Consider the following 9,036-nt stretch of genomic DNA (forward strand, 5'->3'; position numbering starts at 1 on the left):
GGCGAAGGCGCCACCAAGTTCATCGAGATTACGGTTGAAGGCGCAACGAATGATGCGAGCGCGCATCGCATCGCGCTGTCCATCGCCAACTCGCCGCTGGTGAAGACAGCCATTGCGGGCGAAGACGCCAATTGGGGCCGGGTCGTCATGGCCGTCGGCAAGGCGGGCGAACCGGCCGATCGGGACAGGCTCTCCATCCGATTCGGCTCCACGCAGGTTGCATCCGGCGGGCTTGCGGTCGAGGGTTATGACGAGGCGCCGGTCGCGGATCATCTCAAGGGGCAGGACATAGCGATCGGCGTCGATCTGGGGCTGGGCGAAGGCCGCGCCACGGTTTGGACCTGCGACCTGACGCATGGATATATCTCGATCAATGCGGACTACCGCAGTTGAGGATGGGGTCCAACTGATGCCGATCGAACCGCATGAGCCGGTCGTCGCGCTGATGCGCGAGGTCGCGCGCGAGGTCGTCATGCCGCGCTATCAAAATCTCGCCAGCCACGAGATCAGCGAGAAGTCGGCGGCAGACGATCTGGTCACCATCGCCGACAGGGAAAGCGAGATCCGTCTGGCAGAAGGGCTGTCTGCCATTCTGCCCGAAGCCGGGATCATCGGGGAAGAAGCCTGCGCCGCCGATCCAGCGATATTGGAGAGGGCCGGAGAAGGGCTGAACTGGATCATCGACCCGATCGACGGGACCGGCAATTTCGCCGCGGGCAAGCCGCCTTTCGGCATCATGGTCGCGCTCGCCGATGCGGGCACGATCCTGGCCGGGTGGATATTGGACCCGCTGAGCGGGCGGCTATGCCACGCCATTCTGGGCGCGGGGAGCCATATTGACGGGCAGCAGGTCTACGCGCAGGAAAGCGGCGCCGAGTTGCCGATCGCTGCGCTCGCCGTCTATTTCATGACGCCCGAGGAACGCGCCGATATCCAGCGCCGGTCGCAGTCCACCTTCCAGTTGGTGGATATTCCCCGCTGCGCCGCCGAACAATATCCGCGTCTGGTGCTGGGACAGAATGACGTTTCGGTCTTTGCGCGCACCCTGCCGTGGGATCATGCCGCAGGCACGCTGTTCCTGAATGAAGCGGGCGGCTGCTGTCAGCGGCTGGACGGGTCGCCCTATGTGGTGGGCGATCTGCGGCGCGGATTGCTGGGCGCTTCCTCGCCCCGGCTTTGGGATCTGGCGGCGGACAAGCTGTTCCGCTGACTTAAAGGGATGATGACATGCTGACGATCTGGGGCCGCCTCAATTCCCATAATGTGAAGAAGGTGGCCTGGTTCGCCGGCGAGATCGCCCTTCCCTATGTTCGCCACGATGTAGGCGGGCAGTTCGGCATGAGCGACGCCTACGTCGCAATGAACCCTAACCGGCTCATTCCGACGATCGAGGATGGCGATGTGCTGTTGTGGGAATCGAACGCGATTCTGCGCTATCTCGCGAACCGCTATGCGCCGGAGGCGATGTGGCCCGTCGATGCTGCATTGCGGGCGCAGGGGGATAAGTGGATGGACTGGCAATTCAGCTTCGCCGATGCGCAGCGGGACGCATTTCTGAACCTCGTTCGCAGGAAGCCCGAAGATCGGGATGATGCGGCGCTCGCCCGGTCTGCGCGGCAGTCTGGCGAGGCGATGCTCATTCTGGACAAGGCGCTGGCGGCTCAGCACTGGCTGTCGGGCGAGCAGTTCGGGGTCGCGGACGTGCCGATGGGCACCTATGCCCACACCTTCTTCACGCTGGAAATGGAGCGCCCCCATGTGCCGCATGTCCGCGCCTGGTATGACAGGCTGCGCGAAAGGCCGGCTTATCGTGAAACGGTGATGATCCCGCTCACCTAAGCCAGCCTTTTTTCAGAAAGTTACAGGACGCTTTCGATCCAGCCCTTGAGCGCGCTCTTGGGCGCCGCACCGACCTTGGTGGCGGCCGCTTCGCCATTTTTGAACAGGATCATCGTCGGAATGCCGCGCACGCCATATTTGCCGGGCGCGTCGGGATTTTCGTCGATATTGATCTTGGCGATGGTGACCTTGTCAGCCAGTTCCTCCGAAATCTCTTCAAGAGCGGGGCCGATCATCTTGCAGGGGCCGCACCATTCCGCCCAGAAATCGACGAGGACGGGCTTGTCCGCCTCGATGACGTCCTGATGGAAGCTGAGGTCGGTGACTGCCTTGGTAGCCATATTCTTGTCTCCTTGCGTTGGGCAGATATCTAGGACGGGCTCGCATCCGGCTCAACGGGCGGCAGCGGCAAATTCTCCTGTCCCTGCGAAAAGCCCGGCTTGTGGCGTGCAAGCAGTTCGGGCGGCAGGGTGATGAGGCGCGGTGCGGCAGTATAGAGCAGTGAGGCTTCCACCCGTCGGTCCGGGAAAATCACCTGCAAGGCTGCGGCATAGGCCGCCATCTGCCGCACATGGGCGAGCGGAACCTCGTCGACGCCCAACGGCGACACGCGGCCGGTCTTGAAATCGACGAGCTGGACAAGATCGCCGCTGATCCGCAGTCGATCCACCGTGCCCGCGATTACCGCCTCGCCCACGACGGCGGCGATGGGTGCCTCGGCCAAGGCCTCCTTGCTGAAAAGGGCGGAAAATTGCGGATCTTGGATCACGCGGAGCGCCTGATCGATGACGTCATGGCGTTGTCCCGGATCGGCCAGCCCCTGCTGCGCCAGCCAGCGATCGGCGCGAGAGCGGCGATCGCCGGGCGGCACATCGCCCAGACGTTCGAACAGGCGGTGGAGCCAGCGCCCACGCTCCGCTGCATCGCGCATGGCCGGAGTCGGCGGGGGATAGGGAATGTCGTCCTCGACCGCCGCAGAGGGCGCGAGCGGGCGGGGCGGGCGCGCTTCGGCCGGCGCAGGATGGTGCAGCCAGGCCGGTTCGCCATGATCGGACCGATCTTCCGCAACGGCGGGGTCAGGCGCCTTGGGCGGCAAAATTTCATGTCCCGCCCACCTGCGGCGGGCGCCCCATAGCGGGTCCGCCTCCCATTCGGCGTCCAGCGAGATGAGAGCGCCTTCGACCGCCGCATACCAGCTTTCCGGCTTCACCTCTCCTCTGGCGCGGGGGCCCAGCGAGCCGGTCACCACCAGCTTTTCCTCGGCCCGGGTCATTGCGACATAGAGCAGGCGCCAATGCTCGGCGCGCTCGACTGCGCTGGCTTCTTCGGCGACCTGTCCGATCGGACCCTGCTTTTCCCCCCGGCGAGGGGCAATGACCGGCAAGCCGTTCCAAAACAGCGCATCCGCCCGGTTACCCGCATCGGGATCAAGGCAGGCGTCGGCCAGAATGACGATGGGCGCCTGCAAGCCCTTGGCGCCATGAACCGTCAGCAGCCGCAGCGATTCGGTCTGCGCCGCGGCATCGCGGACGATCTCCACCTCGCCCCGGTCGAACCAGTCGATGAAGCGCTGGAGCGAGGGGTGGTCGTCGCTCTCAAAGGCGAGAGCGGCGTTCAGCAGTTCCTCGATCGGATCGGCGGCTTCGGCGCCCAGCCGCTCGATCAGGCGGCGGCGGCCGTCCATCGGGCCGGAGAGGATGGCCTCCAGATAGCGGTAGGGCGTGGTGAAATCGGCCTGTCCCAGCAACTGTCGCAGCGGTTCCAGCAGCGCATCCTCCTGCGTCTGCGCAAGATGCTGCCACAGGCCGATGCGGCGGCCGAGCAGGCGGTTCATCAGTTCGTCCTGCGTCCAGCCGATCAGCGGCGATACAAGCAGCGCGGCCAGATTCAGATCATCTTCCGGCTGCACCGCGAAACGCAGCGCCGCCAGCAGGTCCCGAACGGCAAGCGGCGCATTCAGGCGCAGCCGGTCGATCCCGGCTACGGCCACCCTTTCCTCATACAGCCGCGCGACGATCAGTCGCGCCAGTTCGCTGCGGCGGCGGACGAGCACCATGATGTCGCCTGCCGTCACCGGGCGGCCGCGGCTTTCCAGCATCAACCCGTCGTCGATCCACTGCCTGATCTGACGGGCAATGTTCCGGGCGAGCAGCCGTTCCTGATCGGCCGCCCAATCCTCCTCGCCCTCCGCGTCGTCCGACAGGCCGGCAATGGCGGGCTTCCAGAGCAGCACCTCTCCGGGGAAGCGGTTGGCGCTGACATGGCGGACTTCGCCCGGATCAAGACCGAATCGTTCGGCATTGAGCGTCGAAATGGTCCGGTCGACCACATCCAGCACGGCCGGGGTTGAGCGGAAGCTGCGTTCCAGCGACAGTTCATGAAAGAAACGGCCGGACTGCCGGATATCCCGCCCGAACAATATCTGCGCGGCGGCGAAATTCTGCGGGCTGGTTCCCTGAAAGCCGAATATCGCCTGCTTGTAATCTCCGACCGTGAAGATGGTCCGCGATCTTTCGCCCGGCTCCCATTCCGTGACGAAAAATTCTTCGGCAATGGCCCGGACGATGCGCCATTGGTCGGCATTGGTGTCCTGCGCCTCATCGACCAATATATGGTCGATGCGCTGGTCCAGCTTGAAGCGTATCCAGTCGGCGATGCCGGGCTGGGACAGCAGGGCCGCGGTGTTGGCGATCAGGTCGTCGAAATCGACCGCACCTGCCAGTTGCTTGGCTTGGGCATAGGCAAGGGCATAGGCGCGCCCCGCATGCAGCGCCTTGCCCAACAGCGCTGCATATTCGGCCCGCACGCGAAGGCCCAGCAGCGAGGCGCACCATTCATGCATGCGCGCGATGGCATCGCCATATCCATCGACGGGCGGCGCCCAGCCTTTGGCGGTGGAGATGAGTTCGCCGTCGGACTTGGCCCAGACGGCATGAAGGTCGGCGAGCGAGGCGGCCCGCGCCGACGGATCAAGACCCCGCCAGCGGGCGATCCGGTCGCAGCGTTCCAGCGCCCGGCCTGTTCCCCAATCGGCATTGGCCTGCGCGATCCAGGCCAGCGACCGCATGTCCAGGGCGTCATCGGCGCATTGCTGGGCGATATGCTCGTTTATGTCGCCTTCGGGCAGGTCGAGTTCACGCATCAGCCAGGGCGTGATCTCTTCCGGCAAGGCCCTGAGCGCATCAAGCCGGGCAGCGCAGCGGAGCAGATAGGCCTCCGCCCCACCTTCGCCCATGCGCAGACTCAGCGATTGCAGCGCGCCTATCAGGCCGTCATCGCCCTCATTCTGCGCGACCACCACCATGTCCGCCAGCGTTTGCCGGGCCAGTGATGTCTGCTCGCGCTGGTCGAGCGGCCGGAAGCCGGGCGGCAGATCGGCCTCCAGCGGGAAGGCGGTCAGCAACTGTTGGCAGAAACCGTGGATCGTCTGGATATGAAGTCCGCCGCCGGTCGATTCCAGCACCTCGGCAAAGAGACGGCGGGCACGGTCACGCGCTTCGGGACCGGACTGCTCACCCAGCGCCTCCAGATCCTGGAAAAGGTCGCCTTCCTCCATCTGCACCCAGGCGGCAAGCCGGTCATGGACGCGGTCGGCCATCTCCGCGGCGCCCGCCTTGGTAAAGGTGAGACACAGAATATTCTCTGGCCGCACGCCTTGAAGCAGCAGGCGAAAAACGCGCGCGGTCAACACGTGGGTCTTGCCCGTCCCCGCCGACGCTGACAGCCAGACATGGGCGTCGGGCGCTGCGGCCTGCGCCTGCGCGCCGGCCAGCGGTTGCAGGGCTTTTGCCTTTTTAGCCATCGTCGCGGCCGTACCATTCCTCCAGCCGCATCAGCTGGTCATAATCGCCATAATTCGCGACTTCCGGGTTCACCTGCGCATCGAAGGGGGCCGATCCGGTAAGATAAGCGGCGGCAACCCATTCGAACTGGGCGTGGACGTGCGATGTAAAGTCGGCAGTGATGATCTTGTCGCGCTTCCCCATCGGATCGACCGGGCTTTCGCGATAACCGAAGGCGTCGCCCTTTTTGGCGAGCGACCAATATTCAAAGGCGTTGGCGACCGGCGCTTCATCGGTGCCCGGAAATCCGCCATGTTCCGCAATCAGCCCCAACAGCCCCAGCTGCAACGCGAAGCCGGCGCGAACCTGCCGGGCGCTGGGGGGCTTGCCGGTCTTATAGTCGACGATGCCGATTTTCCCGTCGGGCAAGCGGTCGATCCGATCTGCCTTGCCCGTCAAGGTCACGCCCGCGATGTCTGCGCGCCCCTCGGTTTCGACGGCGAGTATCTTTCGGCCGGAGGCAAGGTCGCTTGCGACCTCCTCCGCGATCCAGCGGATCGCTTCGATGAGGCGCGGTTGCCACAGCGCGGTCAGCAGCGGATGGACATCCGGCCGCTCGAACATGGCGCGGGCGCGCGCTTCCAGATCGGCCAGATCGCCTGTGCCGGCCTCCGCCCATTGTTGCAGGATTTCGTGTACCGCCGTGCCGCGCCAGGCCGGCCCCGCATCGGCGTCCACCGGATCGAGTCGGCTCAGACGAAGGATGCGCCTGGCATAAAAGGCATAGGGATCGGCCTTCAGCCGATCGACATCGGTGACGGGAATCAGCTTGGGCCGGGCCGAAAGCGGCGGCACCGGCGCGGGGCGTCTGGCCGGATGATGCTCGGCGGCATGATCGATCGCCTTCGCCAGCGCGGCATAGCGATCGGCGCTCTTCCATTGCGGTCCTGCCATGGCCTTGAGCCGCAGCCAGAAGCGCGAGGCTACCGCCGGGCCGCCCGATCCGCGCCGGGCGCGGGTGATGAGCACTTGCGGCGCGCCCAGCGCGCTGGCGAAATCATGCGCTGCAAGGCCAATGCGGCTTTCCAGCCCCGGCAGGCCGAGTTCTCGCCGGATGCGCGGCGCAAGCCACGGATCGTGCGCGGGCAGCCCCGGCCAGGTGCCTTCGTTAAGGCCGCCGAGGATCATCAGATCCGTCTGCACCAGCCGTGCTTCGATCAGGCCAAGGATACTGACGCGCGGATGGCCGCCCTGCGGCGGCCGCACGGACAGGCCGCCCAGCATATGATCAAGCAGCGCAGGCAGAGACCGGATGTCCGCCTGACGCGGGCCTTCGCCAGCAGCCTGCTCGATTTCGGCAAAGAGTTCGGCTGCGGCATGGCCTTGGTGCCCGGCCCAGACGGCATCCCGCGACAGCCGCCCGGCATGTTCGCGTATGGCGGCGAGTTGGGTCGCGAGGTCCGGCGCGGTCAGAAAGGTCTGTTCCAGCGGTTCCAGCAAGGCGCGGGCCTGTGACCACCAGTCACGCGTCCGGGCGCGCAGGGCGCGCTGCCGATCCTCGCCCTCCCGTTCGGCCAACAGCAGGTCGAGACCGTTGATGCCCGCTTGCGGCCTTGGTCCGCGCAGCAGCAGGTCCAGCCCGCGGACCCCCTCCAGCCAGGCGACGCGCCCCTCGCCCCGCATCACCAGAGGATGCTTGAGCAGCGTCAGCAGCGCGACGGGCGCAAAACGTTCCGCGACGGCTTCTGCCATGGCGATCAGCAGCGTGCCTGGCGGCAGACGGGAAAGCGGCTGGCCGGCGGAATCGTCCGCCTCGATCCCCCAGCGCCTCAGGTGTGCGGACACGCGGGTCGCGAGCTGCCGGTCGGGCGTCACCAGCGCTGCGGTGCGCGCCTCGGTCTCCACCGCTTCACGCAGCGCAATGGCGATGGCCTGCGCCTCCTCGCCCGCCGTTGCGACCTCCAGCGCCTCTACTCCAGCCAGCGAGCGGTCGGCGGTCTTGAGGTCTCGCCAGCGACTGGTCAGGCGCGGCGGCAGCATCGCGTTGGAAATGTTCCGTCCCCGCACCGATCGCGCATCATGTTCGCTGCCCCAGCGCCAGAGAGCCACATCCTCCCGCGTTGCGCTCATCCGGTCGAGCAGGCGCTTCAGCGCATATTGGGGATGGGTTTCGTGCCCGGCAGGGGCGCGGCCGGTGATCGGATCGGGATCGAACGGCCCGATCGCGTCCCAGCTTTCGGCATCCATCTCCTGATCCAGCCCTGCAAAGACGACTGAGCCATTCGGCATGGTCCCGATGCGGCGGAGCAGTGCCGCAATCGCAGGCGCCGTCGTGGAGATGCCCGCCGCGGTCACGAAACCGGGGGGCGGCGCCTTCGCCCAGCGCGCCGCAACCCGGTCAAGCAGCCGGTTGCGGCGATCGGTAAGGTCGATGCAGCCCAGCCGCGCCAGCTCTTCCGGCCAGCGCTCCAGAAGGATGGAGAAGAGATTGAGCGACGTCTGCCAATGCTGCGACAGTTCGTCCGACAGGCTGATGTTGGCCAGCGCCGTGACAGGAACCCGCTCCACCTGCATCTGGTCGAGCACCGCACCCAGCGCCTGCCCCAGTTTGAGCGCCTGACCCGCATCCACGGGATGCGCCGATGCCTGCTGCACCATCCTCGCCAGGATCATCTGGCGGCGCATGGGCGGGATGGCCGGCGGAATGGCTTCCCCTTCTTCCAGCGGGTCGAGCGCGCCGCCGACCTGCTCGCCCAGGTCCGGGTCGCCCAGCGTAACCAGCCGGGGCAGCAACAGTCCCCCACCGGATCTGCGAACGAAGGCGTCGCTGACGGCGCGCACGGCACGGTTGCTGGGCAACAGAACCATGCCCTGCGCCAGCCGCATTGGATCGCCGCCTTGCTGCGCCAGGATGCCGGCTACCAACGCATCGGAAAAAGCGCGGTGCGCAGGGATGTTGAACAGCGCCGGCCGGGTTCGATCACCCATAAGCGAGCATCGACTCCACGACCGGGATCGCCTGCGGAGTGCCGACGTCGAACCACAGCCCCTGATGCGAGACGCCGTAAAGCCGCCCTGCCTCTATGGCGCGATTCCAGAAAACGTTGGTGGAAAACACCTCCGACGGCGGATCGACCAGCAGCTTTGGCGACATGATCTGCACGCCGGTGAAGACGAAAGGCGCGACGTGGGCGGTCCTACGCCGACTCAGGCGACCATTGGCGTCCATATGGAAATCGCCTGGACCCTTGTGACAGGTCGCACGGGCCAGCGGAACCAGCAGCAGCAGCGCGTCCATCCGTTCCGGGTCCCAGATCCGGCGCATCATACCCAACGTTTCCTGCGGGCCGTCTACCCACAGATTATCGCTGTTCGCGCAGAAGAATGGTGCATCGCCCAACTGCTCCCTGGCATG

General features: G+C 66.0%; 6 protein-coding genes and 1 pseudogene. 3 read left to right on the forward strand and 4 right to left on the reverse strand.

The window, feature by feature from the left end:
- The 3 genes from ACFC3J_RS17310 to ACFC3J_RS17320 all read left to right on the forward strand — a co-directional run.
- Nucleotides 1-393 (forward strand): bifunctional ornithine acetyltransferase/N-acetylglutamate synthase (locus tag ACFC3J_RS17310; RefSeq protein ID WP_375197348.1); only part of this gene is annotated, 393 nt, incomplete at its 5' end.
- A 16-nt stretch (nt 394-409) separates the two neighbouring features.
- Nucleotides 410-1,210 (forward strand): inositol monophosphatase family protein, encoded by an 801-nt coding sequence (locus ACFC3J_RS17315; protein WP_375197352.1) that lies wholly within the window; start codon nt 410-412, stop codon nt 1,208-1,210.
- Between the two features lie 17 nt (nt 1,211-1,227).
- Entirely contained in the window at nt 1,228-1,839 is a 612-nt protein-coding gene (locus ACFC3J_RS17320) for a glutathione S-transferase family protein (RefSeq protein WP_375197349.1), read from the forward strand.
- A 20-nt stretch (nt 1,840-1,859) separates the two neighbouring features.
- Here the strand turns inward: ACFC3J_RS17320 and trxA are convergent, their stop codons facing one another.
- The 4 genes and pseudogenes from trxA to ACFC3J_RS17340 all read right to left on the reverse strand — a co-directional run.
- Nucleotides 1,860-2,180 (reverse strand): thioredoxin TrxA, encoded by a 321-nt coding sequence (trxA, locus tag ACFC3J_RS17325; protein WP_192667050.1) that lies wholly within the window; start codon nt 2,178-2,180, stop codon nt 1,860-1,862.
- Between the two features lie 29 nt (nt 2,181-2,209).
- A complete protein-coding gene (gene addA, locus ACFC3J_RS17330) occupies nt 2,210-5,641 on the reverse strand; it encodes a double-strand break repair helicase AddA (protein ID WP_375197350.1) in 3,432 nt (1,143 codons plus the stop codon).
- Nucleotides 5,634-8,609 (reverse strand): double-strand break repair protein AddB, encoded by a 2,976-nt coding sequence (gene addB / locus ACFC3J_RS17335; RefSeq protein ID WP_375197351.1) that lies wholly within the window; start codon nt 8,607-8,609, stop codon nt 5,634-5,636. The genes addA and addB overlap by 8 nt, the downstream gene beginning before the upstream one ends.
- Nucleotides 8,602-9,036: pseudogene (locus tag ACFC3J_RS17340) on the reverse strand (nucleotidyltransferase family protein); the annotation flags it as partial. The gene addB and the pseudogene ACFC3J_RS17340, both read right to left, overlap by 8 nt.

The organism is Sphingobium sp. (genome assembly GCF_041987595.1).
GTDB lineage: Bacteria > Pseudomonadota > Alphaproteobacteria > Sphingomonadales > Sphingomonadaceae > Sphingobium.

Bases quoted from the DNA above. Each gene is read 5' to 3' on its own strand.
- ACFC3J_RS17315 (WP_375197352.1), top strand. From the start codon at position 410: ATGCCGATCGAACCGCATGAGCCGGTCGTCGCGCTGATGCGCGAGGTC.
- ACFC3J_RS17320 (WP_375197349.1), top strand. From the start codon at position 1,228: ATGCTGACGATCTGGGGCCGCCTCAATTCCCATAATGTGAAGAAGGTG.
- trxA (WP_192667050.1), bottom strand. From the start codon at position 2,180: ATGGCTACCAAGGCAGTCACCGACCTCAGCTTCCATCAGGACGTCATC.
- addA (WP_375197350.1), bottom strand. From the start codon at position 5,641: ATGGCTAAAAAGGCAAAAGCCCTGCAACCGCTGGCCGGCGCGCAGGCG.
- addB (WP_375197351.1), bottom strand. From the start codon at position 8,609: ATGGGTGATCGAACCCGGCCGGCGCTGTTCAACATCCCTGCGCACCGC.